The sequence below is a fragment of the Solitalea longa genome, from assembly GCF_002920915.1.
GTDB lineage: Bacteria > Bacteroidota > Bacteroidia > Sphingobacteriales > Sphingobacteriaceae > Solitalea > Solitalea longa.
Map to the genome: position 1 here is coordinate 36,831 of NZ_PQVF01000019.1, position 25,632 is coordinate 62,462.

Annotated in this window: 22 protein-coding genes; 8 read left to right on the forward strand and 14 right to left on the reverse strand. The window is 37.3% G+C overall.

Annotated features, from left to right (window positions below):
* Positions 1 to 277 precede the first annotated feature (277 nt).
* Together C3K47_RS18680 and C3K47_RS18685 are read left to right on the forward strand one after the other, a co-directional pair.
* The gene (locus C3K47_RS18680; RefSeq protein ID WP_103790687.1) at positions 278 to 751 is read left to right on the forward strand and encodes a ribonuclease H-like YkuK family protein; all 474 of its coding nucleotides are present in this window, start codon (positions 278 to 280) and stop codon (positions 749 to 751) included.
* 219 nt (positions 752 to 970) lie between these two features.
* The gene (locus C3K47_RS18685; protein ID WP_103790688.1) at positions 971 to 1,675 is read left to right on the forward strand and encodes a hypothetical protein; all 705 of its coding nucleotides are present in this window, start codon (positions 971 to 973) and stop codon (positions 1,673 to 1,675) included.
* A 40-nt stretch (positions 1,676 to 1,715) separates the two neighbouring features.
* Here C3K47_RS18685 and htpG read toward each other — a convergent pair whose 3' ends face one another.
* Complete coding sequence (gene htpG / locus C3K47_RS18690) at positions 1,716 to 3,581, reverse strand: molecular chaperone HtpG (RefSeq protein WP_103790689.1); 1,866 nt, start codon at positions 3,579 to 3,581, stop codon at positions 1,716 to 1,718.
* A 187-nt stretch (positions 3,582 to 3,768) separates the two neighbouring features.
* Between htpG and C3K47_RS18695 the strand changes: the two genes are divergently transcribed.
* Positions 3,769 to 5,577 carry a hypothetical protein gene (locus tag C3K47_RS18695; RefSeq protein WP_103790690.1) on the forward strand — a complete coding sequence of 603 codons (1,809 nt, stop codon included), beginning with the start codon at positions 3,769 to 3,771 and terminating at the stop codon, positions 5,575 to 5,577.
* Positions 5,578 to 5,684: 107 nt separating this feature from the next.
* Here the strand turns inward: C3K47_RS18695 and C3K47_RS18700 are convergent, their stop codons facing one another.
* The 3 genes from C3K47_RS18700 to C3K47_RS18710 form a co-directional block, all read right to left on the reverse strand.
* On the reverse strand, positions 5,685 to 6,641 hold the full coding sequence (locus C3K47_RS18700) for a TIGR01212 family radical SAM protein (protein WP_103790691.1): 957 nt from the start codon (positions 6,639 to 6,641) through the stop codon (positions 5,685 to 5,687).
* 108 nt (positions 6,642 to 6,749) lie between these two features.
* On the reverse strand, positions 6,750 to 7,538 hold the full coding sequence (locus tag C3K47_RS18705; protein ID WP_103790692.1) for an SDR family NAD(P)-dependent oxidoreductase: 789 nt from the start codon (positions 7,536 to 7,538) through the stop codon (positions 6,750 to 6,752).
* Positions 7,539 to 7,672: 134 nt separating this feature from the next.
* On the reverse strand, positions 7,673 to 8,176 hold the full coding sequence (locus C3K47_RS18710) for a DUF6992 family protein (RefSeq protein WP_103790693.1): 504 nt from the start codon (positions 8,174 to 8,176) through the stop codon (positions 7,673 to 7,675).
* Positions 8,177 to 8,273: 97 nt separating this feature from the next.
* Here C3K47_RS18710 and C3K47_RS18715 point away from each other — a divergent pair, with 97 nt between their 5' ends.
* Complete coding sequence (locus C3K47_RS18715; protein WP_103790694.1) at positions 8,274 to 11,648, forward strand: methylmalonyl-CoA mutase family protein; 3,375 nt, start codon at positions 8,274 to 8,276, stop codon at positions 11,646 to 11,648.
* Between the two features lie 139 nt (positions 11,649 to 11,787).
* Here C3K47_RS18715 and C3K47_RS18720 read toward each other — a convergent pair whose 3' ends face one another.
* From C3K47_RS18720 to C3K47_RS18740, 5 genes are all read right to left on the reverse strand, one after another.
* The gene (locus C3K47_RS18720; RefSeq protein WP_103790695.1) at positions 11,788 to 13,305 is read right to left on the reverse strand and encodes a CotH kinase family protein; all 1,518 of its coding nucleotides are present in this window, start codon (positions 13,303 to 13,305) and stop codon (positions 11,788 to 11,790) included.
* A gap of 181 nt (positions 13,306 to 13,486) precedes the next feature.
* Entirely contained in the window at positions 13,487 to 14,032 is a 546-nt protein-coding gene (locus C3K47_RS18725) for a cupin domain-containing protein (protein WP_103790696.1), read from the reverse strand.
* 1 nt (position 14,033) lies between these two features.
* Complete coding sequence (locus C3K47_RS18730; RefSeq protein ID WP_103790697.1) at positions 14,034 to 14,894, reverse strand: c-type cytochrome; 861 nt, start codon at positions 14,892 to 14,894, stop codon at positions 14,034 to 14,036.
* 135 nt (positions 14,895 to 15,029) lie between these two features.
* Positions 15,030 to 15,476: a GNAT family N-acetyltransferase gene (locus C3K47_RS18735; protein WP_103790698.1), complete on the reverse strand. Its 447-nt coding sequence runs from the start codon at positions 15,474 to 15,476 to the stop codon at positions 15,030 to 15,032.
* Between the two features lie 22 nt (positions 15,477 to 15,498).
* Complete coding sequence (locus C3K47_RS18740) at positions 15,499 to 15,771, reverse strand: hypothetical protein (RefSeq protein ID WP_103790699.1); 273 nt, start codon at positions 15,769 to 15,771, stop codon at positions 15,499 to 15,501.
* Positions 15,772 to 15,968: 197 nt separating this feature from the next.
* Between C3K47_RS18740 and C3K47_RS18745 the strand changes: the two genes are divergently transcribed.
* The 3 genes from C3K47_RS18745 to C3K47_RS18755 all read left to right on the forward strand — a co-directional run bounded on the left by C3K47_RS18745 (position 15,969) and on the right by C3K47_RS18755 (position 18,153).
* A complete protein-coding gene (locus C3K47_RS18745) occupies positions 15,969 to 16,268 on the forward strand; it encodes a hypothetical protein (RefSeq protein WP_103790700.1) in 300 nt (99 codons plus the stop codon).
* Positions 16,269 to 16,550: 282 nt separating this feature from the next.
* Positions 16,551 to 17,189 carry a hypothetical protein gene (locus tag C3K47_RS18750; RefSeq protein ID WP_103790701.1) on the forward strand — a complete coding sequence of 213 codons (639 nt, stop codon included), beginning with the start codon at positions 16,551 to 16,553 and terminating at the stop codon, positions 17,187 to 17,189.
* Positions 17,190 to 17,457: 268 nt separating this feature from the next.
* Positions 17,458 to 18,153, forward strand: a complete 696-nt coding sequence (locus tag C3K47_RS18755) for a hypothetical protein (protein WP_103790702.1) — start codon at positions 17,458 to 17,460, stop codon at positions 18,151 to 18,153.
* Positions 18,154 to 18,223: 70 nt separating this feature from the next.
* Here C3K47_RS18755 and C3K47_RS18760 read toward each other — a convergent pair whose 3' ends face one another.
* The 4 genes from C3K47_RS18760 to C3K47_RS18775 all read right to left on the reverse strand — a co-directional run bounded on the left by C3K47_RS18760 (position 18,224) and on the right by C3K47_RS18775 (position 21,977).
* Entirely contained in the window at positions 18,224 to 18,640 is a 417-nt protein-coding gene (locus C3K47_RS18760; RefSeq protein WP_103790703.1) for a VOC family protein, read from the reverse strand.
* Between the two features lie 27 nt (positions 18,641 to 18,667).
* Positions 18,668 to 19,129 carry an SRPBCC domain-containing protein gene (locus C3K47_RS18765; RefSeq protein WP_103790704.1) on the reverse strand — a complete coding sequence of 154 codons (462 nt, stop codon included), beginning with the start codon at positions 19,127 to 19,129 and terminating at the stop codon, positions 18,668 to 18,670.
* Positions 19,130 to 19,391: 262 nt separating this feature from the next.
* Entirely contained in the window at positions 19,392 to 20,477 is a 1,086-nt protein-coding gene (locus C3K47_RS18770) for an outer membrane beta-barrel protein (RefSeq protein ID WP_103790705.1), read from the reverse strand.
* A gap of 114 nt (positions 20,478 to 20,591) precedes the next feature.
* Positions 20,592 to 21,977, reverse strand: a complete 1,386-nt coding sequence (locus C3K47_RS18775) for an ammonium transporter (protein ID WP_103790706.1) — start codon at positions 21,975 to 21,977, stop codon at positions 20,592 to 20,594.
* A 452-nt stretch (positions 21,978 to 22,429) separates the two neighbouring features.
* Here C3K47_RS18775 and C3K47_RS18780 point away from each other — a divergent pair, with 452 nt between their 5' ends.
* A complete protein-coding gene (locus C3K47_RS18780) occupies positions 22,430 to 24,052 on the forward strand; it encodes a mechanosensitive ion channel family protein (protein ID WP_103790707.1) in 1,623 nt (540 codons plus the stop codon).
* A gap of 33 nt (positions 24,053 to 24,085) precedes the next feature.
* Here the strand turns inward: C3K47_RS18780 and C3K47_RS18785 are convergent, their stop codons facing one another.
* Positions 24,086 to 25,063: an acyl-ACP desaturase gene (locus C3K47_RS18785; RefSeq protein ID WP_103790708.1), complete on the reverse strand. Its 978-nt coding sequence runs from the start codon at positions 25,061 to 25,063 to the stop codon at positions 24,086 to 24,088.
* Positions 25,064 to 25,632 lie beyond the last annotated feature (569 nt).

Consider the following 25,632-nt stretch of genomic DNA (forward strand, 5'->3'; position numbering starts at 1 on the left):
CTTATTTAGTTTGAACAAAGAACATTAAAAAATATTAATTATTAAACATGCTTTAATTTTATACTTAAATATTTACAATGGTCAAATTGTAGTTATAAGCATAAGGTAGCTTGATCCCTTTAAAGCACCAATTAACACACAAATCAATAATCCCTTGCTAACATGTGTTAATAAAACTTTAACATAACTTATTGGTTTATAATAGATAAATTGATATATCTTTATAAGACCTCTAGCCACTCAGGCATCACAGGTCAGTACTTAAAACAAAAAAGTTATGGCTTGGAGAAAATTTAACGGAGAAATCATCCATTTCCCAATTTTAGAAGAAGTAGAAAAAGCCATTGAGCGCGAATCAGCGCTGGGCTATAAATTAAAGGTTTGCGTAGGAACTGATTCGCAGGTAAAAGCCGAAGCTACTGACTTTGCTACAGTGATCGTGTTTTTAAGAGAGCACCACGGTGGTTTTATGTACATCCACCAGGAAAAATCTACCAAGAAAATGGGAATCCGGGAACGCATGTTATCCGAAGTTCAAAAATCAATTGATATTGCCTATGCCCTTTGTCCATTACTTGATCTTTACGAAGTTGATATGGAAGTACATGCTGATATTAACACCAATCCTCATTTTAAATCGAATATAGCATTACATGAGGCCATGGGATATATTTTAAGCATGGGCTTTGTTTTTAAAGCTAAACCAGAAGCTTTTGCCAGCAGTAACTGTGCTAATAAAATAGTGCAATAAGACGCCTCCCGCCAAAGCCATTCTACCATTCATTAACGATTATCCTGTCGTTAGAATTCTTATTCAACCATCTTACCCTACCTTATTATTTAGTTGCTGTTTTATTTAATGATCCAATTCAGAATAATATATTTACGCCCACATCAATTCAGCTGCCATATGAAATCACTTCAACTACCTTTCGTGATAGCCTTGTGTACTATTTGCTCCTCTTGCTCTATGACAAAATACTTTCCAACGCCTGTACAAACACCATTATTATCAGAAAAGAATGAATTAAAAATAACTGCATCAGTTCCCGGAGATATTTCTGTTGCTTATGCTCCAGGCCAAAACATCGGTATTTTTACCAGCGTTAGCTTTTACAATGAGATTCAAGAATCATCATCATCTCTGAAAGGCACTTTAGATGAATACAAAAAAACCGGGAATCATTTGGTATTTGAAGCAGGTGTGGGGTATTTTAAAAAATTGGAGCCCAATTTTCTTTTTGAAATATATGGCGGTTTTGGATTAGGCCGATTCAACATTGAATCAGAATACAATAATGACCCTGTTAATTATGAATACAAAATACCTACATCTAAATTCTTTGTTAACCCGAGCTTCGGAATAAAAAGAAAACATGTAGAAATAGCCTTTAGCATGCGACTAACGGCACTTAACTTTGGAAAAAGCTCTACCAATTTCAATACGGAGATGATCGATACCGACGAGCTTGAAAACCTGGATACTCGAACATACTTTTTCTACGAACCTTCATTTACCATTCGTGCTGGTTTTGAACCCATTAAATTTCATTACCAGGTTGGATATTCACATAAATTTGGCAGTTCTTATTTAAATTACCTGCCTTTTTTCAATACAGTTGGCATAACTGTTGACATTACTCCTAAACTTTTTAAAAAAAACAAAGGCAACTAATAAATAGCTGCCTTTGGATGTATCGTTATAAACTTAGTTGTTAATCAACCAATTCAATTGAACGCTGAATAAAGCCGGTTAAGGCTTCGCCTTTCAACATTCCTTGTGCTAATAGGGCTAAATCATAAGCCTGACGAGCTAGTTGAGATTGTTTTTCTTCATCAGCCGCCAATAGTTTTTGAACCAAAGCATGATTTCCGTTTACCATTACTTTTTCGGTTCCAAAACCGTTAAAGCCAAACATTCCGCCATTTCCACCCGACATTTCCTGCATTTCCATCATACGGCGCATAAACTCAGGACGAACAATGGTAACCGGCATTTCATCTCCACTCATTGCAGCAACTTCCAGATCCAACTTATCATTTCCGGTAGCTTTTTTAAATATCTCTGCAACCTGTTTTTTCTGATCTTCGGTTAAAGCCACATCCAACTGAGTATCTGTTTCAACCAGTTTATCTACTGTATCAGCATCAACACGTTTCATTCTAACCTTTTCAAGTTTATATTCCACATTGCTGATAAAGTGATTATCAATCAAAGCATCCATCTTCAATACATCAAAACCACGGTTTCTAGCTGCGCGGATAAAGATGTCTTGTTGTGCCGGATTTGACGTGTAGATCAATGTATAATTTCCGTTTTTATCAATTTGATTATCCTTGATTCTTTCTTTGTATTCTTCCAAAGTTGAAAGTTTACCATCAAGGCTTTCATACAAACAGAACTTTTGCGCCTTTTCAAAGAACTTCTCATCGGTAACCATTCCGTATTTAACAAACAAACCAATGCTTTCCCATTTCTGCTCAAATAAAACACGGTCGGTTTTAAACAATTCTTCTAAACGGTCAGCCACTTTACGGGTGATGTAATTGCTGATCTTTTTCACATTAGCATCCGACTGCAAATACGAACGAGATACGTTAAGCGGAATATCAGGAGAATCAATAACTCCATGCATTAAGCGTAAAAACTCCGGAACAATATTCTCAACATTATCGGTAATAAACACCTGACGAGAGTAAAGCTGAATTTTATCTTTATGCAGGGTAATGTCATTTTTAACCTTAGGGAAGTATAAAATACCGGTAAGATTAAACGGATAGTCTACATTAAGATGGATCCAAAACAATGGATCCTCGGCCATTGGATACAATTCTCGGTAAAAGTTCAGGTAATCCTCATCCTTTAATGATTGCGGATCGCGAGTATATAAGGGTTGAACTGCATTTACAACATGATCTTTTTCAACTGTTGTTTCTTCCTCTCCTTCCTTAACCTTCTCCGTGTCTTTACCAAACAAAATTGAGATTGGCATAAAGCGACAGTAACGATTTAAAATCTCGTTAATGCGATGATCTTCTAAAAATTCTTCCGATTCACTATTCAGATAAAGAATAACATCAGTTCCGCGCTCAGCCTTCTCCACTTCCTCGGTACTGAACTCTGTTGAGCCATCGCAAGTCCATTTTACAGCCGGTACATCTTTATAAGATTTAGTGATCAGTTCAACTTTCTCGGCCACCATAAATGCCGAGTAAAAGCCCAAACCAAATTTCCCTATGATAGAAGTAGTATCGATGTCTTTAAATTTCTCAACAAACTCGGTTGCTCCTGAAAAAGCCACTTGGTTGATGTATTTCATTACTTCTTCTTCCGACATACCTAAACCCTTGTCGGAGATGGTAAGGGTTTTATTTTCTTTATCAATACTTATGCGGATAGCTAAATCGCCCAGTTCGCCTTTAAAATCACCAATCCCTGCAAGTTTTTGGAGCTTTTGAGTAGCGTCAGTAGCGTTGGCAACCAACTCACGCAAAAAGATATCGTGATCAGAATAAAGAAATTTTTTAATAATTGGAAAGATGTTTTCGGTATTAACCGAGATGGAACCCTTTTGTGCCATATAATGAGTTGTTTTATAATTACGAAAAATGTACAACCCCTAACAACAAGGAATATACCAGTAAAAAAAAGATGAAATTTTGTCAGCCGATATAATAAAACCAATAAAAAAACATGACTTTAATCAGTTTTTTTTTCTGATTTTTTCAGTCTCTTCGTGCTAAATATTAATTGCTAAAATATTAATAATGAGGCAGAAACAAATTCATTCATTTCACATTCCGGTTATGGGCCTGGCATATACCATTGACAGTCCGGCGAAAGTTGGACGCTATGGTATCTCATCCGTAGTTTCAGTTGTGGAAGACCGGTTAATTGAAATGATGCGCGGCTATTACTATGCCGAGCTGAATGAAAAATACCAACCAATTAGTGACAGGGAACCTGATTATCGTGTTAAAAGAATAAAAGATTACCTCAACCTTTTAAACCGTGTTGTAAAGAAACAATTTGAAGAATTAAAAAATTCGGCTTTTGAAAAAGGATCAGAATTGGTTAAATATTTCGAATTATTACCTGAAAACCATAGCATTAAGCTGCTTTACAATAAAATGATGGCAGCTAAAAGTGAATTCGAAAAGCTTGAACTTCAAACAACACTTCGTCAGCTTATCACTCCTGGAGGAATTGATGTTAACATCATGACCAAGGTTGACAGAGAGAATTATGATAAAGAAGGAAACAGCATAGCTAATGGTTCGGATGCCTTAACAGCATTAAAAGGATATGCCGAAAGTGATCTTGAAAATTCATCAATCATTTTTTCAGCAGGCTTAAACCCTCGGTTGTTTAACTATTTAGAGCAGTTCGATACCTTTAAGCTAAATGAAGATGGGTCATGCAGTAAACGAATTGTTATTAAAGTAAGTGATTACCGCTCAGCTTTAATTCAGGGAAAATACCTGGCAAAAAAAGGAATTTGGGTAAGTGAGTTCCGGATTGAATCAGGCTTAAACTGCGGTGGACATGCTTTTGCTACCGATGGATATTTGATCGGCCCAATTCTTCAGGAATTTAAATCGAAAAGAGAAGAGCTTGTTCAAAGTTTATTTGAAGTTTATCAGAAAGCTTTTGAATTAAAAGGCGCAACCGTTCCAAACGCAATCCCGCAATTAAGAGTTACTTATCAGGGTGGTGTTGGTACAGCGGCCGAGCATGATTTCTTATCTGAGTATTATCAATTAGATTCAATTGGCTGGGGATCACCATTTTTACTGGTACCTGAAGCTACTACTGTTGATACGAAAACGTTAGAATTATTGGCTAAATCAACGGAAGAAGACGTGGTGCTGAGCCATAATTCACCACTGGGTGTTCGCTTTAACTATTTAAACAGAACAACTTCTGATTATGAAAAGCATGAGCGAATTGCAAATGCCAAACCGGGCAGTCCTTGTACCGAAAAATATTTGCAAAACAATACCGAGTTTACTGAAAAGCCAATTTGTACGGCTTCAATTGAATATCAAAAATTAAAAATTGCAGATATTCAAAAACAAGATATTTCGATTTTAGAGAAGAAGAAACAAATTACTGCGGTTTTATCAAAAGAGTGTTTATGTATCGGATTGAGCAACTCTGCTTCAATAGATTATAAAATTCCTTTCCTTAAAAACCTGAATGCGGTAACCATTTGCCCGGGACCGAACATTTCTTATTTCAACCGAACAACCTCTTTGAAAGAAATGGTAGGCCATATTTACGGCAGAGAAAACGTATTAGGTAATATTACCAGGCCCGATGTTTTCACCAAAGAACTTCAGCTGTACATCAGTTATTTAAAAGAACAGGTGGATGAATTGACCGACAGTTTCAATCAAAAGAAAGAAAAATACGTTCTGGATTTTAAATCGAATTTAGAAGAAGGTATTAATTATTACCGCAAGATTGTTAACAATTTATCGGAATATAAAGTTGGAGCTCGTTTCGAGGAAGGTTTAGCCAACTTAGAGAATGAGATTCAGGTATTGTTTAAAAACAAACTGCACACAGCATAATAGATCAGTATAATTGTCAATTAAAGCAAAGCGGTATACCTTAAAAGGTTGCCGCTTTTTTTTATATCTAAACTATCTGATTAAAAAGATTTCTTAGGAGATGAACATTAAATCAGCGTTCCAACAGGTTCGTACTTACTACCCTGCACCACTCCTTTTTTCTCTAAATAGTTTTCGAAATAAGTTTGAATACCTGATTTATTCATACCCCAATCAGGAGCAATTAGGAATTGACGATCTGATATACCGAACAGTCGTTGAATAACAATATCAGGGCGTAAAAGTGGGATAAATTCACATAAAAATTCCGCATATTCTTCCATCGTAAACAATTTAAACGGTTGGCGTTTGTATTTCACCCCCATTATAGAGCCTTCTACGATGTATAAATGATGAAGTTTTACATGATTGATTCGAGGATGGCGATTGATCTCAGCAGCATAGGCCAGCATCATATCGTGCGTTTCGCCAGGCAAACCAAAAATAGAGTGCACACACACATCCAGTTTTGATTTATCAAGCATACCCAAAACTTTAACCAATTCAGCATGACTGCAACCACGGTTCAATTGTGCTAAGGTTTCTTCATAAATAGACTCCATGCCCATTTCCAGGTCAACATCAAAACGGTCGGTGTAACTTTCGAGCAGGGAAATCTTTTCGGCATCAATGCAATCGGCACGTGTACCAACAGAAAGACCAACTATATCATTGGTATTTACCGACAATGCTTCGTCATACATGGCCTTTAAATAATGAGCAGGCGCATAAGTATTGGTATTAGGCTGAAAATAAACGATGAATTTATCGGCCCTGTACATTTGACGGGCACGCTCCATGCCTATAGAAAGCTGGTCGCGCATTTCAGGCAATGAACGGGTAACCTCTGGGGTAAAGGAATCGACATTGCAATAAGTACATCCTCCGTAACCTTTGCTACCATCCCTATTCGGACAAGTAAACCCACCATCCACTATGACTTTGAACACACGCTGCCCATCATATTTCTCCCGAAGCCACGCCCCGTAATTATTATACGTTGTTATCCCTGAAACCGTTGACATGGCGCAAAGGTAAAGAAAAATCCCCGAACCATTTTACCGGCGGGGATCTGATGGCTAAGTATTGACTGAAATTATTTCAATTGAAAATCAATAACTTACTGTTTAAACTCATTCATTATTGGATACGGGATATTTCGCATAAGGATGACCTGGGGTTGATTTTCTAAAAAGGCGCATGGTATTCAGCAGCAAGCGGTTCATGAAACCATTTACGGCCACTGTTTTACCCTCAATCATTGAGTGGAACCCAAATTCAGCCACTTCCCAATCTTTGGGCAGCTTCCGCATTTTAAGCAGTTTATTAACTTCTATTTCGGCAAGGTGCTGTAAACCCGATTGCTTCGGATCCGGACAAAGGGCAGTTACAGTTATTCCGCTATTTTTAAGCTCGTTAGCTATGGCTTCGGAAAATGATAAAACAAAGGCTTTGGTGGCATGATAAACAGCCATATTGGGACCCGGCTGAAAAGCTGCAGTAGAGGCGACATTCAGTACCCGACCCTTACCCAGCTTTACCATGTCATTTAAAATCAGTTTAGTTAACTGTACTAAACAAACTACATTCAAATTGATCATTTCCCGTTCTTTTTCCCAATCAATTTCATGAAAGTAGCCGCCATCGCCTACCCCTGCGTTATTGATCAGGTAATCAATATGAAAGCCATCTTTTATGATATCGTTATATACCACAAAAGGGGCATTGTTTTTACTCATATCAAAAGGGATAAATTTCACCCGAACACCATAACGTTGGTACAAATCCAATGCAAGCTCAAGCAGATGGTCTTCATTTTTGTCAATCAGCACCAAATCAACCTTATTACGGGCCATTATACGCGAGAAATAATAACCTATTCCTTGTGTAGCCCCGGTTATGAGGGCTGTCCGTTTATTCATATAGAGAGCGTTAAATACCAAGATGAAGTTACAAAATTCCGACCGCATTGTAACTTTTTGATTATAAGCAAAAAAGAATCCAACTCATAAAAAATGAGCTCAAATAAAAGAAGAGAAAAAGAAGTGAAAAGCGCTTAAAATCTGGCTGTAAATTGTGTCAATTTTTCAGTATAGATACGGGCTCTTCGTTCGGCAATCTGATCAAACACAAACAAAATCAACCCTTGAAGCAAAAGGCCCAAACCTATTCCTAACCAGAAATTCTGCTTTGAATAATTCAACCAAACCAATACTAAACTAAGCAGCAGCAAACCAATTTCAACATACATGATCACTTTAAAATTGCTGTTAACTTTTTGAATTCGAGGAAGCTCTTTATTTTTCAGGTAATCAGGATTCATATCAAAACTATAGATCACATCACTGGTCTGTTTATCCGTTTGGGCATAAACTGTATACCCAATTGCTACTTCTATGGCTCCGAAAACCAATAATGGAATTGCCGTACCTACAAACAGCTTTGTTTTTAGAAAAAAGAAAACAATCGCTGTAATTACTGCCAGTAACCCAATAATCATAATAATAAAGGTAGCCGACTTTTCAGCTTCAAAATATGAACGGATATCCTGATGATTCATAGATGGTTTTTAATTTGAAGATACTAATTCCTCAACATTCATTCTATCCTTTATTATAGGTTGAAATGTATAAATTTGACGCTTCAATAACCTGATGATGGAAACTGTAGAAGTTTATAAACCTAAGAACAAAGTACGATTTGTTACGGCCGCCTCCCTTTTCGACGGGCACGATGCATCCATAAATATCATGCGTCGTATCCTTCAGTCGTCAGGAGCGGAAGTAATTCACCTTGGCCATAACCGCTCTGTTGAAGAAGTGGTAAACTGTGCCATTCAGGAAGATGTGCAGGGGATTGCTATGACAAGCTACCAGGGAGGACACGTTGAGTATTTCAAATACATGTTCGACCTGCTAAAAGAACGTGGTGCGGGACATATTAAACTATTTGGTGGTGGTGGAGGAGTAATCCTTCCTGAAGAAATTGACGAGCTCCATCAATATGGCATTACTCGTATTTTTTCTCCGGATGACGGTCGTACCATGGGATTACAAGGTATGATAAACTACCTAATGAAAGAATGTGATTTTCCGGTTAAAACTCAACTTAACGGAGAAATTAAAAATATAGGAAAGAAGGAAGTAACCGCTATAGCTCATGCCATTTCGGTTGCCGAAAACTTTCCGGATGAGGCAGATAAGTTTTTAGATGAGGTAAAAACCCTAATTGGTCAACGCAAAATTCCTGTGTTGGGTATTACCGGAACCGGTGGAGCGGGCAAATCTTCGCTAGTGGATGAGTTGGTTCGTCGTTACCTGCTCGAAACTGATAAAACCATCGCGATTATTTCTGTCGATCCATCCAAACGCAAAACAGGAGGAGCGTTACTGGGTGACCGTATTCGTATGAATGCGATCAATAACCCGAGAGTATATATGCGTTCTTTGGCGACTCGTCAGGCAAATCTTGCTCTTTCAAAATACGTTCAGGAGGCAATTGACATATGCAAAGCCGCTTCTTATGACCTGATCATTGTAGAAACTTCAGGTATCGGCCAGTCTGACACTGAGATCACAGAGCATTGCGATGTTTCGTTATATGTAATGACACCTGAGTTTGGTGCCGCTACACAGTTGGAAAAAATTGACATGCTTGATTTTGCTGACCTTGTTGCTATTAACAAATTTGATAAGCGCGGAGCATTAGACGCTATTCGTGACGTTAAAAAACAATACAAGCGTAATCACAACCTTTGGGATGCTAACGATGACAGTCTGCCAATCTTTGGAACCATTGCTTCGCAGTTCAATGATCCGGGAATGAACAATTTGTTCGCAGCCTTAATGAGTAAGATCAAAGAAAAAACCGGAATTGATTTTCAGGCACATTATGAGTTGACTCCAGAAGTTTCTGAAAAAGTTTTCATCATCCCACCTGATCGCAACCGTTATTTGGCGGAGATTGTTGAAAACAACCATGAATACAAGAAATGGGTAAATGAGCAGAGTAATACTGCCCAAAAGATGTTTCAGTTAAAAGGGACAATTGATTTATTGAAAGCTCAAACTGAGCCTCAAACTGAAACGATCAGTCAGCTTGAACAACTGTACATTCATCTGGAAGAGAATCTTTCCGGCGAATGCAAACGATTATTACGTGAATGGCCTGAAACTGTAAAGAAGTACTCAGAAGACTTTTTCGTTTATAAGGTTCGAGACAAAGAAATAAAGCAGCCTTTGTTTTATGAATCATTATCAAGGCTGAAAGTTCCAAAAATCGCTTTACCTAAATATGAAGCCTGGGGCGACATTTTGCGTTGGTTATTAACCGAAAATGTTCCGGGAGAATTCCCTTATGCAGCAGGAGTATTTCCTTTAAAACGCGAAGGTGAAGACCCTACTCGTATGTTTGCAGGAGAAGGTGGACCTGAACGTACCAATAAACGTTTCCATTATGTTTCTTTAGGTCAGCCTGCTCATCGTTTGTCAACCGCATTCGACTCAGTGACTTTATATGGTGAAGATCCTCATACCCGTCCGGACATTTACGGAAAAATTGGTAATTCGGGTGTATCTATTGCCACGCTTGATGATTGCAAGAAATTGTATTCAGGTTTTGACCTTTGTCACGCCACCACTTCTGTTTCGATGACCATTAATGGCCCGGCTCCAATGTTATTGGGCTTTTTCATGAATGCGGCCATTGATCAGCAATGTGAAAAATACATTCATCAGCATGGCTTGGTGAAAGAGGTGAAAGCTAAAATTGAGGAGATCTATAAGCAGAAAGGTATTGAAAGGCCTAGCTACAATGGAGAACTACCTGAAGGCAATAATGGCTTAGGCTTAATGCTTTTAGGTGTTACAGGCGACCAGGTTTTACCGGCAGATGTATATGAAAAGATCAAGGCCTATGCTATTGCCACCGTTCGCGGTACTGTGCAGGCCGATATCTTAAAAGAGGATCAGGCTCAAAACACTTGTATCTTCTCTACCGAGTTTGCCTTACGTATGATGGGTGATATTCAGCAGTATTTCATCGATCAGAAAGTACGCAACTTCTACTCGGTATCTATTTCGGGTTATCACATCGCTGAAGCTGGTGCCAACCCGATTTCACAGCTGGCATTTACGCTTGCTAACGGATTTACTTTTGTTGAGTACTATCTGAGCAGAGGAATGCATATTGATGAGTTTGCACCAAACCTTTCGTTCTTCTTCTCCAACGGTATCGATCCTGAATACGCAGTTATTGGCCGTGTGGCAAGAAGAATTTGGGCAAAAGCTATTAAAAACAAATACAAAGGAAATGACCGTTCACAAAAACTGAAGTATCACATTCAAACTTCGGGTCGCTCATTGCATGCCCAGGAAATCGACTTTAACGATATCCGCACCACTTTACAGGCACTTTACGCTATTTACGACAACTGTAATTCATTGCATACCAATGCCTATGACGAAGCCATTACCACTCCTACCGAAGAATCGGTACGCAGAGCCATGGCCATTCAGTTGATCATTAACCGTGAATTAGGTTTAGCGAAAAACGAAAACCCAATACAAGGTTCATTTATTATTGAAGAGCTTACTGATTTGGTTGAAGAAGCTGTACTAGCCGAATTTAAACGCATTAATGATCGTGGTGGTGTTTTAGGAGCTATGGAAACCATGTATCAACGCAGTAAGATCCAGGAAGAATCGTTGTATTACGAAACGTTGAAACACAACGGCGATTATCCTATTATCGGTGTTAACACGTTCCTGAATAGTAAAGGTTCACCAACGGTTATTCCACAGGAAGTAATTCGTGCAACTGAAGAAGAAAAGCAATATCAAATTGCAGCTTTACAAGCTTTCCAAAAACGTAACGAAGACCAGTCTGCGCAGTCGCTAAAAGAGCTTCAACAGGCAGCCATTCATAATCAAAACATTTTCGAAAAACTAATGGAAGTTACCAAGTACTGTTCGATAGGCCAGATTTCTGGTGCTCTATACCAAGTTGGAGGACAATATAGAAGGAATATGTAAAGGGAAGTTAGATTGTAGAAGTACGATTTTAGAATTTTAAAATTCACACGCCTTGCTGTTTTCAGCAAGGCGTTTATGTTTTATTTCAGAGTTTTTCCGGTCTCCGTTTTGTACTATAAGAAACTGTCAAAACAACGCATTACATCTTAGCAAAAGCCCCATCCAACCAAACCATACGGGCGTTTATCCATCTTTTCAATTCTCCTACTTCATTATCATAAGAGCCATAAACAGCATAATTTGGCCAGGTATAATTATACAAAGTATTCCAAATCTTATCGTTTTCGGTAGCTGTCCATTTAAGTTTTACTGCTCCTGAATTAATATTATCAATTATTTGAGATTTATGATCTTTGAAATAAAGAAAACGTTGTTTTACCTGCTTAACAAATGCCGGGTCTTGAAAAAGTCTATTCATCCATGATGCTCGCTGCACCCAAAAACCCTCAACTTCGTGGTTATTATCGTAATTCACATTACCAAAACCGATGTCAAAATCCCAAATAGGCCCCATTTTTAATTTTCCATTGGGAACCATATTCATATAACAACTTGAGAAAAAATTAGCATCCTGGTTTTTGGCAATTTCGTTAATTAAATACCAATCAATAAAACTTGGAACGTCAATGTATTTAGCATAACCTGTTTGAGGATTAGCAAAATCAGCACTAAACAATACTCTCTCCATCTCATTTACATAGTTTTTTATGTAAGTATATCGCTCATCATCAACTTGCACTACTGGTTCTTTAATATTGACCAGTAGAGTAGATGTATAAAAATAAGCATCACCAGGGTCGAGCCTGTCGAGCTGGTCAATTTCCAGCAGGTAGCCATTGTCTGTAACGTTAACGCGTGAGGGAGCCACTTTTATAGCTTCACATAACTGATAAGAGCCCTGATAGGTATTGTTTAGATAAACCTCAACATATTGCGCTTTGGGAGTCCATTCTAAACCACTCATTTGCCCCATAAGCAAACCTGTTGCATTTCTTAACTGGGATTTATCAGTATAGTTGGCCAACAACACCCACTCTTTATCTTGCGGCATTCCTAATAACGATTGTTTTTTATCGAATTTGATCTTATATGGTTTCTTGGGTAACCACCAGGTAGAGTTACCTCTTCCTTTGATCTTCAAGTCACCGTCAAAATCACTAAAACCGCCCAAGCCATTAATGGTAACATGACCATTAAGATATTCCTCTTTTGAAGTAATCGCTGCCCCACCTTCTGTTGTTATATTCACAATAGGCAAACCCGTAAAATTCACCAGCTTAATAACGAATTCGCTGCTTTTACCTTTAGCGTCAGTTAATTTATAACGAACAGGTTTAGAAAAGTCCAATGCATTAACACCACTTTTCTGCACTACATTGTTAACTGTTACAGATGTTGCCCCTGTTTCAAATGTTGGAACAAGCGAACTTACGGTAGTCAAATACGGGACTCTTCCTGTTAAAACTGAGTCCTTTATTTCAAATTCGATTGAAGTATATAGATATGGGCTATTCTGTGATGATGACAATGAAAACTTATTAAACTTTACAGCTACTTCAGGTTCATCGTCGTTCTTCTTACACGAATTGCAAACTGTTATTAATAGCAGCAATAATAGGGGGGTAATTGCCTTGTATTTCTTTACTAAACAATTCATAAAACTGTGGTTAATTAAATAAACAATTAGTAATATTTTTTGGGCAAATCTAATGTAATTAATTGAAATTAACCGATTTGGCAGTTTAAAAAGTCTACAAAAAAAATAAGTCAAAAGCCTTGTCATCCTACATATGTTGGAATAACAAGGCTTTTGACCTCATGAAAAAACTGAATTTATCCTACATGCAATATTCCTCTAATAATTGGGCTTCAATCCCTTTCTTTCTAGCTTTTTGAGCAAACCATTGCATTACCGGAAGGATCAATTGATAAATACCTGGCAAATTTGTATCACTCCAAACCAATAAAAGACTTAAATGATAAAAGCTTTTGGGCATACCTTTCTTATTTGTTCTTCCATCTCTGCATAATCCGTAAGATACCATAAGGGTTTGTTCAAATCCAGCATGTCCGGGCTCAAGTAGTACATTAAACGTTACCGGTGTACTATCAGAGGGATTAAAAAACCGATGCATGATATTTTCGCTTACCTTATAACTCTCGCCTTTTTTTATAATGATTTTTTCTCCATCAGCCTCCACTCCTAATTCACCCTCAACCACTTCAAAGGTTTCGGAAAAAACTTTATGATAATGAAGATCATTACCTCCTCCAGGAGACAGTTCAACTTCAACAAAGGTGTGTTTCCCTGCTGTTTCATTTGCTGTTTCTAAAAACGTCACTTTATCCTTAATTAAAGGATTCTCAATTGTCCTCGTTTTCATCTTATAGCGTATTTAAAAATTTATACAAAGCTTTTATTTCCACCTCACTATACTCTTTGGTCATTTGCCAAGGCATATCTTCGGGTTTCATTTGCGTACCGTTGGGTCTTTTTCCTGTTCGTAAAACAGATGTAAATTGTGCTTCTGTCCATTTCCCTACAGCACCGGTTTTGGTTAGATCGGGAACATGAATCCCTCCGGGAATTGCATTGTCTCCACCTTTAAAATTTGGCTTGTGGCAACCTGCACAAGTTTGAGCCATGTATTTTCCGAATTCAACTGAAACCTCTGGCTTAACCTCAGCAGACATCTCCTGGCTGTGATCGATTGTTTCTACCGGATATAAAGTAACCTTTCCGAACGCATCAAGCACCTTAGCCAATGGCCCAATTGAAAGCGGAGGAAGGTTATTAGGCTCATTCGGAAGGCTTTTACAATAGGCAATGAGTGCAGCCAAGTCCTTTTCAGTAAGAGTTGCATATTCGTTTGAAGGCATAATGGTCAAAGGAGTACCATTCTTTCTTATCCCATGTCGAATTGCTCTTACCCAATCCTGATTCGTGTAATTATCTAAGGCGGTAAGATTAGCAGAGGTTAAGGTGCCTAATAAGGGATCCTCAAAAAAAACTTTCCCATTCAACTTTTCACCATGACAATCGCGACAGCCCTTAATCATTGAAACATGTTCTCCTAGCTTAAGAGAACTAGAATCTTGAGGAATGCTTATATTCTTTGCATCTACAGCGTAAACTTTGTTACCTCGTTTATAAACATTAAATGCTATTATTCCATATGCCAATACTAAAACACCTACCAGTAAGCCCAGACTGATTCCTGTGATTTTTAAGATTTTCTTAATCATGATAATGTTGTTGTTAGTTTTCAAATACCTGGCGGTAACCGATCCGTTTCAAGTATTTCGAATAACTAAAATTACAACAGCTTAATTTGCTACAAATCAGTATTTTAACTCGATTTCGCAATTAAGTACTTCTACTTAGGTTAAGACATAGGTAATTATTTGCTTGGCAGGTTCAAAGCCAAGTTTGGCATAAATTGGTTCTCCGGCTGCCGAAGCATGAAGCACACACCAATCCTTACCATCTTCAATGCACACCTGTAATAAGTAATTGGTCATTAGCGTAGCCAGTCCCTGACCTCTTAACTGTGGAGGAGTACCGATCATATGCAAACCGCCATATCCATTTTTGTCATGAAACACAAGTCCACAACATGATGGCTGCTGACGGATATATCCAACAAACAACTTTACATTTTCGTCATGATTAATAATGCTGGCAATCATTTTACTATCCACCCTATAATTAAAGGATTGTGAAGCAATAGAAGCAAACAGCTCTGCATCTGAGAGGGATTGAACGAGAAGAAATTGCGGATCACTTGTTTTTTGAGAAGGCTTAAAATCAGCTAGTTTTATTATCATTCCTAATTGACTGAACCTTGGATTAAAACCTATATTTTTCGCTTACCGATTCTGATAATGTTATCAATCCGGGCAAATCCCCTGCTCTAATCCGTTCCGAAAGTCGCTTGAATTCAACCTCACTCATTAATTCAGGAGAATTTAATCCGAAGATCCGTTTAGGCCAATCCGAATCCTGAAGTATGATCGCCTGATAATTAAACGTGGTTAAAAGCGTACCTGATTTGATTCCAACAAAGCGCCAAAATTCATAAAGGTTATCTATTATCACTTGTTCGTATAGGAGAATGTTCATGTAGCTGTTTTAATATTAGGTATTAAGTGGTCAACAGAATAATAAATTATTTTGTTCTGAAAATTTGAAAACAATAAGGCTTATCACACAAATTACAATGGTTCAGTTTTTGGTTTTATTTAAGGCCAACTAATCAACATAAGTAGAACCTTACCGAATGAAAAAACTTTTACTCCTCTATTTTTAATCTTAAGGTTATGAAAAAACTCTTATTGTTAATAATAACTTGTGCATTTGCTCAGGGAGTTTATGCGCAAGAAGCACCTGCAGCTACTGCCAAAACTACATCACATAAACATGCGGATAGCCCAGCAAAGTATCGTTGTCCGAAATGTGAATATTCAGCAACAGAACGAGGTGATTGTCCTACAGATCATGTAGCCCTCATTAAAGATGGCAGCTATTACTGCACTGAACACAATAATGAAGTAAGCGCACAACCTGGTAAATGCAGCAAGTGTCATAAAAAATTAACTAAAATGGCTCCAAAAGCTTAAGGAGAAAGAAATTGATGATCAATTATTAAAAGCCTAACCTTATGTTGGGCTTTTTAATTATCTGAAAGCTGATCTTTCGATCAATTATTCATACAACTCTTAAAGAGTTGTTCAAATTTCTCTTTCTATATTTTGAAACCTATTTTTTTAACGGATATAAGTCCATTTAGGCTAAAAATATTAATAAAGCTTACAAAAAAGTAAGTTTTGCCAATGCAGCTTGGCCAGTGAAAAATTAAGTACTTATCTTTCGGTCACATCTATTATTCATTTTAAAGTACCATGGAAAATCCTATTTTGAAAAAGATACGGACACAAGTACAACCACATCACACCAGTTTCGAGTTTATTCAAACACTTAAATCGGTATGTACTGCCTGGAAAAATAGTCCAAACTATATCGTTTTTCGAACTTCATCATATGAATTCGAAAAAGAAATTGCTCGTTATGAGCATGTTCACAACAACGAAAATGAACTGGTGAAAATTGGTAGTCGCATAAAAACATTGGAGAATGAAATTCATGGAGCACTCTCTCATGTAAAAAGATATGTTAGAGAACTTTACGGAGCTGATAATATTCAATCACGTTTCAACGAGTTTGGAATAATTAAATCGGAAAATCGTTATATACTTCCCCGCAATCGGGAGGGAAGAATTTTATCACTCATTTCTCTTATTGAAGCATTGGAGAAACATCAGCTTCAAAATAAAAAACATGGAATTCATTTTTGGGAAACCCTTCTTGCCGAATATGATGTTCTCTTACGCCGATTTGCGGTATTATCTTATCGATTTTCTGTTGAGAAAAAGACCAGCCGGTCACGATTGCTTCAAACCCTTACTAATTTAATTTATCTTATCAGGGCCCAACATCCGGAAAACTATTATTCTATTTTAAAAATCTGGGGCCTTAAATAACAATTGCCAATTTTCTATAGTTAATCGCTCTATATGCAAGAAAACGGTCGAATAATATCGGCCGTTTTTATCTGATGTATTTGTATTTAAAACTTTCTTTTGATATCGCTTTCAAAATGAATGGAAAGAAAGTCATTCGTTTCAATCTGCCTTCAGTACATCTACGCAATTCAAAAAAATTAACACATTAACATTCAGTCATTTACTATATTTAATCTAGCCTAATATCTCGCTGTTACAGTAATCAATCTTATCTAAATTTTTCTCTATGAAAACTTCTCTCTACCTCAAAAGTATCATAATAACAATTATGGTATTTTTTTATTCAACAAGTTGTCAAAAACAAGAAATTACTCCCACACCAAAAACTAGCGATCAGGGAGAATTATCTAATGATGACGAAGTACTTTATCAAAAAACAGTTGAATCAATTACCCGATGCGGAGGTTCTGACACCAGGGACATTGGTTTTCTAACACCTCCTATAGATGATCCTACTAGTTTGGCATGGGATTGGACTTCGGTCGGATATTCCGAGGTATTTAATGATGCATCCAATCTTTATATTCATATAAGAAGTAACGCTGCAGCAGGGTGGCGTTTAAAATCAGTTAGAGTATATGCAGGATCCACCCAGCGCTACTTTGATCTTGCAGAAACACTTGGTTGGGGCATTATTGATCATTTTAAATACAGTAAATATTCAACAGGGTGCTATAATACCTGTTTCTTTTTCTGCATACCAATTTCGCGCTTAGGGTTAGATCCTGCCCCTAATAACACGGCGGCGGTTGCTGTTAGTTTACAAGCGGTTAAAGTTCAAAAAGTTAGTGGTGTATGCAAAGTACTAGAAACCCAGCATTCTATGCATTTTGATGGCAATGGGGGCGGTATTGCTGATAATGCAATAGTTTATAACCCTACATTTTCTGATATACGGTCTTGTGGCGGGACTACTCCATAATATAATGTAGTGAGATTTAGGAAAAACAGGCTGTCCCTTTCGAGACAGCCTGTTTTTATGACTATTGAAGTTATCCTTTAGGCATTTTAGTCATGTCCATATGCAAAACATTCCACCGATGACCATCAAGATCTGTAAAACCACAACCATACATCCAACCCTGTACCAGTGAGGGTTTTCCAAAAACAACACCTCCGGCTCGCTCCGCTTTTAATGCTATTTCATCCACTTCAGTAGGCGATTGAGCATCAATAGAAAAAAGCACTTCAGTAGATTGCTTGGTATCAGTAACCGAATTGCTCGAAAAGATCGAAAATGTTTGCTCCTGAAAAAGCATTATGATTACATTTTGATCGCCGATCAAAAGCGAAGCCGAATCATTTCCATTTCCATGCTGAGTATTTAACCTGAAGCCGATCTGCGTAAAAAACGCTCGCGATTTGTCCACATCCTTCACTGGAAGATTGATCCAAAATTGATTTGTCATAATTGTTTTTTTAGGTATTAAGATTGATTAGTTCATTTCGGCAAGATCTTTAACTCGTTGCAGAGCCTTAGGATACACTACGTTTCCATATTCTTCCCAATCACTTTTAGGTCCAACCATTTCAACCGTTAAAGTTGTTATTCCATTTTTCTCATGGAGCAGATAACTTTCAGTCACTTCTGTCCATCGCATCACCTTTCCATTTATCGTTACCTCATAATCTAAAGGCAACTCTTTCCAATCTCCTACCCATCCTAAATGTTTAAATGACATAAACTCATTCGGTGTATTCTCAATAATCTGAGCAAAAGCGCCATTACCTTTATTATCCACAAACAATATTCTACCACCCACCTCCCAATCGCTAACAATATGATTTTCGGGATGAAAAACACCTGACCAATCCCTGTAGGTTTTATCTTCCCACAATACACTCCATACTTTCTCTGTAGGAGCATTGATTTCGGTTTTATAACTTACTTTATTCATGGTAAAATGATTTATATGCAAGAACAATCAGCTAAACTTTTAATGAACTATGATTCCATTAAAACCTGCATCAACCCTGGTTATTCTGATGAGATATAAAACATTAAGATAACAAACATGCAGCCTATATCTTAGGGGCTGATTGCACCATTTGAGGGGGTAACCGCGACATTTTGATCGAGATGTTCTATAAAAAACAAAATCCGGACTTGCGCCCGGACATTTGTTGTGCAACTAACAGATTATTTTGGTATTAAAATTCTTAAAACTGATATACAGCCGACAATAAGAAACTGGTGTTGTTTTTAAAACCTTCCCCATTTAAGTCAGAATAAATCTCTTCACTCGCAGACTCGTATCTGATTTCGGGCATAATCATTAATGAGCTAACTTTTAAGTTAAGTGTTACGGTATTAGCCCACACATGGCCCCCAGCTGCAGCACTTGCAAACACATTCGATTGGTCCTTATCATCATAGTATTCCGACCGTAGTGTGACTCCCCAAACTTTTGGTGCATCATAATTAACATATAAAGCAGCGCCCCACCAGCTTTTCTTTCCTGTTTGAGTAAAGCTATCTTTATAATCAAAATTGGCAACGGTACCATTAGCTCCCAGCGAAAAGCTATTATTTATTTTTTGCGTTAAAACAACATCAAACTGAGATACCATAGCAGAATCAGTACCACGCTTCCCTGCTAATGCGTTAAAGTATCCTTTAAAGTTCCCACTTGAAGATCCATAGCTCAATTGTCCTATGAACGTTTTATATTTAGTTCCTTCTTGTAACATTGCGGTTTTAAAATCGGTAGGATCAACTACTCCAACCATTACACCCACACGGTCAAATACCAGATCAGCCTTTAAACCTGTATGAAAAAAGGGGCCGTATGAAAACATGTACGACATACTATAATTACGGTTCAAATACGGATCAACCAACTCATAGCCAATATGAGTTGTCCAGCTACCCATTGAAAACTTTACCCATTCTGCCGGTGCATAGGTAATAAACAACTGTTTCAACATAATTTGGCTGTTCACATCGTTATATGCAAACTGATCGGCTCTTGAACCAAAACCTAAATCACCTACAAAACTCACTTTATCTCCCTGATGTTCAACCTTTGCCGAAAGCATACCTAATTCAAATGAGTTGTGAGTATTGGTAAAACTTGTATAGGTATTTGCGGGGTTCTTTCTGAAATCGTATTTAAAATAAACATCTGCAGAACCTGAGAATTTAAAGAAGGGCTTTTTTTCAGTCGCTGTAGTTGTATCGGTTTGAGCGTAGGAGTAACTTCCGCTCGCCAGCATGATGGCAATTGCGTAAAATTTTCTTATCATTGTATAGCAGATTTTGTTTGTTAATAGGTACGGTATTGAAACTATGGTCAGATAGTTTTATTAATACCGTACCTTTTTTTATTTATTTCTCTTTCTCAACCAATTAACATTGCTTTAAAGAACTACCGTCTCAGCAGAATCTTTATCAATTAAGGCTCCGTTATTATCAATTAACAGCGTGCCTTGCACATATTTTTCTCCGTGTTGAGTTTCATCCAGCCCTTTTTCTTCTTCCCCTTGCGATACTCTGATCGGATTCAATAAGTCGATTACTTTGAAAATAATCAAAGAAACTGTGAAGCTATAGGCTACAACAATGGCAAGACCTTTTAACTGAGAGATGAATAACGCTGTTTCACCATACCATAAACCAGTACCACCAACGGCATTCACATTTTTAGTTGCAAATATTCCGGTTAAGATCATTCCCATCATACCACCTAAGCCATGGCAAGGAAATACATCCAGGGTATCATCGATTCCTGATTTTTCTTTCCAGTAAACGGCAAGGTTAGAAACAATAGCTGCAACTAAACCGATAATAGCACTTTGCGGAATGGCAACAAATCCGGCAGCTGGAGTAATAGCTACCAAACCTACTACAGCACCAATACAAAAGCCCAATACACTAGGTTTCTTGCCTCTTGCATAATCGAAGAACATCCAGGCTAGTCCTGCAACTGCTGAAGCAGTATTTGTAGTAGCGAATGCTGAAGTAGCTAAATCGTTAGCAGCTAAGGCAGAACCTGCATTGAAGCCGAACCAACCGAACCATAGCAAACCGGTTCCTAAAATCACATAAGGAACGTTTGCAGGCTGCACTTCTTTTGATTTTCTACGTTTAAGAACAATAGCTCCTGCTAAAGCTGCACATCCAGCCGAAATATGAACAACAGTACCACCTGCAAAATCTAACACTCCCATTTTAAACAGGATGCCGTCAGGGTGCCATGTCCAATGCGCGATAGGAGCATAAATAAATAAAGAGAATAAAACGATAAACGCCAGATAGGAAGTAAAACGAATCCGTTCAGCAACAGCTCCCACCACCAATGCTGGAGTGATAATCGCAAATTTCATTTGAAATAAGGCGAATAACAACAAAGGAATAGTTGGTGCCAGACTCCATGGAGCTGAGCTATTCACATTCTTAAAAAAGAAAAATGATGTTGGATCGCCAATGAAGCCATTGTTTGAGGTTCCAAATGACAGGCTAAATCCAATCGCAACCCACAAAACACTGATAATTCCGGTAGCAACAAAACTTTTAATCATGGTGCTGATCACGTTTTTACGGTTAACCATTCCCCCATAAAAGAAAGAAAGGCCCGGAGTCATTAAAAATACCAGCGAGGCAGCAACAATTACCCAGGCAATATCTGCAGAATTATACTTAGATGTATCTGCGAAGTTTGGCAATGAGGGTACGAACATTGCCAAAATGGCCACCAATGCCAAAATTGTGAACGGTAGCAATCGACTTAGTGAAAATTTTTCCATAATTAAACAGTTAACAGGTTGAAATATTTAATTTTATTAGGTTACAAAGCTAAATTTCAAAACAAAATTCCTTAAAAACAAATCAACTCAAAAGAATATATAGAAAAACAACTAATTTTTAAGCAAAAAACATGACTAATCTTTGCAATTATTTGAATTTTTAACACAAATATTAGTGTAACAGAAACACTATCTATATTTTTTATAAGTTTTTATTGAAGAAATCATAAAAATCACCATTTTGAATATTTTTTATTTAAAAAACTGAATATTTTATCAAATCAACACTAAAAACACATGCAATTTGATAGATTTTTTATTTTTTTTCATTTTTTATATAAAAAACCAATCAAATAAAACCAAACAAACATTTATAAATCAAAGCATAATTGATTTGACTTATAAATTGGATTGTTTTGCGTATTTTCCTTATTAAAACTCATCTTTTCCATATGAATACCCGAAGTTTGGTCCTACTTTTGGGATTATGTATATTCTTTAATACTGTTAATGCCCAAAAACGGGATTCGATAGAAGCTCCCATAGTTTTGAGCAATGACACCCTTTTTTTCATTTACAATGATTTTGAAGGCGTTAGTATAAAGGAACGAGCCCGGCTAATTAATTCGAGGCTTGAAAAGCTCCTAAACGAACCTAATTTCACAATCGATTCGCTAAAACATATTGAACGTGAAGGCATTTCAAGAATATACTATGCTGATACACCACTTTTGATGGTTACCGACAAAGACTCCCATAAAGCTGGTATTCCGCGAAAAGAGTTGGCAACACAATATTTTGAAGCTATTAAATCGGCTTTTATTGATTTAAATACAGGAAAAAGCTTAGGAAATCTGTTTATTCAGGTATTAGAGGTTCTAGGTGTAATATTCATTGTTGGAATGCTTATCTTTTTCATTAATAAGTTCTTCCGATTTTTACAAATACGATTACTAAAATATACCAAATTAAGGCTTAATGAATTCCAAAGGAAAAAGGGCATAGAAATAAATTATACCGAACGTATTCTTCCTCTCATTTCGGGCATTGTAAAAGTTATTAAGTTGTCGTTACTTATTCTTATTATTTATCTCACGCTTCCTGTTCTATTCAGTATTTTTCCTTGGACACAGCCCATTGCCGACAAACTACTCACCTATTTATTAAATCCTTTAAAAAATATCTTACTGGCAGTAATTCATTATATACCTAACCTGCTTACCATTATCGTAATCTATCTCGTAACCCGATACATTATTCAATTGTTCCATTTCTTGGCAGAAGAAGTAGCCAACGGCACTATTAAAATTCCTAAATTTTATCCCGACTGGGCTATGCCAACCTTCAACATAATACGTTTTCTGTTATACGCATTCATGTTTGTGGTGATATTTCCGTATTTACCTGGCTCTGATTCTAAAATTTTTCAGGGAGTAACTGTTTTTATAGGAGTTTTACTTTCGCTAGGCTCATCCTCAGCTATTTCTAATATCGTTTCTGGTGTAGTGTTAACTTATATGAGGCCCTTTAAGATAGGTGATCGGGTTAAAATTGGAGAAGAGATCGGTGATGTGATTGAAAAAAATCTATTGATAACACGAATAAGAACGATTAAGAATGAAGATATCACCATTCCAAACTCTACAATTTTATCAAGCCCCTCCACTAATTATTCATCTTCAGCAAAGGACCTGGGGCTTATCCTGCACACTACAATAACATTAACTTATGACACTCCGTGGAAGCATATCAATGAACTAATGATAAGTGCTGCCTTAAACACAGAAGGAATTCTAAAGCAACCTACTCCTTTTGTTTTGCAAACAGCTTTAAATGACTTTTACGTGAGTTATGAGATAAATGCTTATACCGATTTGCCACAACAAATGGCGGGAATCTATTCGGAGCTACATAAAAACTTACAAGATATGTTTAATGAGGCGGGGTTAGAAATCATGTCTCCGCATGTATTCGCGGTAAGAGATGGAAATATGATTCAGATACCTGATGCCTACAAGCCAAAAGATTATCAGAAAACAGGTTTTAAAATTGAAGGAGACAGTGGTAAAAAATAAAAAAACCGGGCTTAACCCGGTTTTCTATATTATTTAAGCGTGAATCCACGAAAATTTATATTCAAGTGTAGGAGTTTTCATCCGCTCAGCCACCCTGTTTAAACGATCAGGCAATGCAATTAAATAATCGCGGGCCTTTTCACCGGCATCATTTAATCCTGTTAACTGATCCAATTTCCACTCATCAACTAAATCTTTCAAAATATCAGTATAATCAGTAGCTGTATAAACACCTAAGCGTTGTGCAGCATCGGTAAAATGACCAAACGTTTGACCGATCTTCAGCCCCATCTCGCGAAGAAAATGTGCAGGCATAACAATCTTTTTGCGCATCATGTCTTCAAAGGCTAACAACATCTCATTAGGATCAATTTCCAAAATACGGGCAACAAATGCTTTATAGGCTTTTGCATGACGAGCCTCATCGGCAGCAATATGACCACATAACTTAGCCATTAAAGTATCCCCCTGTTGTTTAGCGAACTGAGCTACACGACGATGCGATAAATTGGTGGCAGTTTCCTGAAAACTGGTATAAATAAAGTTGCGATAAGGATCCTTATCAGTACCAATATCAAAGCCATCAGCTATAAGATATTGTGTAGAAATTTCCATTTTACGCATATCAACCCGACCCGACAGGTACAAATAAGTATTCAATGCCGCTCCATGGCGATTCTCTTCAGCTGTCCAGGCTCTAACCCATTTACTCCAAGGTCCATTACGATCTTGTGAAACATGCTCTATCCCTGCCAACCATGTTTCGTATGTAGGTAGGGCCTCTTCTGTAATAGTATCTCCAATTAAAACAGCAACTAAATCATACGATAATTCCTTAGCGCTATCTTGCAGTTGTTTTACTTCTTCAAAAAAATTCTCTGAGCTTGCAACCGGCAGTAAATCTGCTGGCTGCCATATTTTATCAACTGGCGTAAGAAAATCATTGTAAGCATCTTGAATATACTTTTCAATATGTTTCATTACCTCCAAACGTGACAACGAAAAATTCATTTATAGTTTGAGTTTAAGTTTAAAACACTTTATATGCACTTAGCATTCAAGGGTTAAAGGTAGACAATATTAAATAGGTTGAGGAATTAAATCAAAAATTAAAAAAAAGGATACTTATCATTGTTATTTAATAAAATAAGTTTTCGAAAACATAGATCCAGTGAATATTAATATCCTTCGTCCCGTTATCCATTCCAAGTCCTCACACCAAGCCATCGGCTACTGCTTCGTTCCGGGCTTTCCATTACAATCGGGTTTAGAGTGGTTAGGGTAGACTGTTATTTCGATGATTGGTTTTATTGATTTATTGTTTTATTGTTCTATTGTTAAAAAATAAACCACAGAGTAGCACCGGGTTACACAAAGTCATTCCAACTCCGTGTACCACTGTGCAACCCTGTGGTTAGTAAATAATTTCACCATTTCACAATACAACCATTTAGCCCTTTAGCCAGGTCCCTAAACAAACAAAGCCCCTTGGCGTGAACCAAGAGGCTTGTATAAAAATCGGCACCGACCTACTCTCCCACCTGTTACGGCAGTACCATCGGCTCTGGCGGGCTTAACTT

Excerpts from the sequence above, each read along its gene's own strand:
- C3K47_RS18780 (WP_103790707.1), top strand. The coding sequence starts at position 22,430 with ATGAATACCCGAAGTTTGGTCCTACTTTTGGGATTATGTATATTCTTT.
- htpG (WP_103790689.1), bottom strand. The coding sequence starts at position 3,581 with ATGGCACAAAAGGGTTCCATCTCGGTTAATACCGAAAACATCTTTCCA.
- C3K47_RS18785 (WP_103790708.1), bottom strand. The coding sequence starts at position 25,063 with ATGAATTTTTCGTTGTCACGTTTGGAGGTAATGAAACATATTGAAAAG.
- C3K47_RS18775 (WP_103790706.1), bottom strand. The coding sequence starts at position 21,977 with ATGGAAAAATTTTCACTAAGTCGATTGCTACCGTTCACAATTTTGGCA.
- C3K47_RS18755 (WP_103790702.1), top strand. The coding sequence starts at position 17,458 with ATGAAAACTTCTCTCTACCTCAAAAGTATCATAATAACAATTATGGTA.
- C3K47_RS18695 (WP_103790690.1), top strand. The coding sequence starts at position 3,769 with ATGAGGCAGAAACAAATTCATTCATTTCACATTCCGGTTATGGGCCTG.
- C3K47_RS18740 (WP_103790699.1), bottom strand. The coding sequence starts at position 15,771 with ATGAACATTCTCCTATACGAACAAGTGATAATAGATAACCTTTATGAA.
- C3K47_RS18750 (WP_103790701.1), top strand. The coding sequence starts at position 16,551 with ATGGAAAATCCTATTTTGAAAAAGATACGGACACAAGTACAACCACAT.
- C3K47_RS18765 (WP_103790704.1), bottom strand. The coding sequence starts at position 19,129 with ATGAATAAAGTAAGTTATAAAACCGAAATCAATGCTCCTACAGAGAAA.
- C3K47_RS18760 (WP_103790703.1), bottom strand. The coding sequence starts at position 18,640 with ATGACAAATCAATTTTGGATCAATCTTCCAGTGAAGGATGTGGACAAA.
- C3K47_RS18700 (WP_103790691.1), bottom strand. The coding sequence starts at position 6,641 with ATGTCAACGGTTTCAGGGATAACAACGTATAATAATTACGGGGCGTGG.
- C3K47_RS18680 (WP_103790687.1), top strand. The coding sequence starts at position 278 with ATGGCTTGGAGAAAATTTAACGGAGAAATCATCCATTTCCCAATTTTA.
- C3K47_RS18685 (WP_103790688.1), top strand. The coding sequence starts at position 971 with ATGACAAAATACTTTCCAACGCCTGTACAAACACCATTATTATCAGAA.
- C3K47_RS18720 (WP_103790695.1), bottom strand. The coding sequence starts at position 13,305 with ATGAATTGTTTAGTAAAGAAATACAAGGCAATTACCCCCCTATTATTG.
- C3K47_RS18725 (WP_103790696.1), bottom strand. The coding sequence starts at position 14,032 with ATGAAAACGAGGACAATTGAGAATCCTTTAATTAAGGATAAAGTGACG.
- C3K47_RS18715 (WP_103790694.1), top strand. The coding sequence starts at position 8,274 with ATGGAAACTGTAGAAGTTTATAAACCTAAGAACAAAGTACGATTTGTT.
- C3K47_RS18710 (WP_103790693.1), bottom strand. The coding sequence starts at position 8,176 with ATGAATCATCAGGATATCCGTTCATATTTTGAAGCTGAAAAGTCGGCT.
- C3K47_RS18745 (WP_103790700.1), top strand. The coding sequence starts at position 15,969 with ATGAAAAAACTCTTATTGTTAATAATAACTTGTGCATTTGCTCAGGGA.
- C3K47_RS18770 (WP_103790705.1), bottom strand. The coding sequence starts at position 20,477 with ATGATAAGAAAATTTTACGCAATTGCCATCATGCTGGCGAGCGGAAGT.
- C3K47_RS18735 (WP_103790698.1), bottom strand. The coding sequence starts at position 15,476 with ATGATAATAAAACTAGCTGATTTTAAGCCTTCTCAAAAAACAAGTGAT.
- C3K47_RS18730 (WP_103790697.1), bottom strand. The coding sequence starts at position 14,894 with ATGATTAAGAAAATCTTAAAAATCACAGGAATCAGTCTGGGCTTACTG.
- C3K47_RS18705 (WP_103790692.1), bottom strand. The coding sequence starts at position 7,538 with ATGAATAAACGGACAGCCCTCATAACCGGGGCTACACAAGGAATAGGT.